Below are 408 nucleotides of genomic sequence, written 5' to 3' on the forward strand. Positions count from 1 at the left end.
ATTCCGGTCCCATATCTCCGGTTTGCGGATCGAAAAATATTGCACCTATTGAGATGATCGGGGCATCAGGATTTTTTCCCATGGTTTCAAGGTCGATCATTAGATGGTCACACGTCCTGCTGGTGGATGTGATTTCTTGATGACCGTTCACCTTAATTGAGTGATCTGCCGTCTCGCCAGTTTCATTATCGCTATCGTGATGCTGATTGCCGTCAGTGTTCTCCTTGTGTGGATGTTCAGCGCCTTCCATTTCCTCCGGATCATCTTCCTGAACTTCAACCTGATACTCTTCATCGAATGTTTCCTGGTATGTTGCGTCGCCCATCACCGCGCCACAATCAGGGCAGTTGCCGCCGCCGGTCTGACCGCAGGCGGTGCAGACTTTTTCCGGTTCCTGTTGCGCTACTG

1 protein-coding gene is annotated in these 408 nt (G+C 50.7%); it reads right to left on the reverse strand.

Features of this window, described 5'->3' with window-relative positions:
- A partial coding sequence (locus tag HEN33_RS25530) for a 3'-5' exoribonuclease domain-containing protein (protein ID WP_183083544.1) occupies nt 1-408 on the reverse strand: 408 nt, incomplete at both ends.

The organism is Escherichia sp. 94.0001, from assembly GCF_013369155.2.
Taxonomy (GTDB): Bacteria; Pseudomonadota; Gammaproteobacteria; order Enterobacterales; family Enterobacteriaceae; genus Escherichia; species Escherichia coli_F.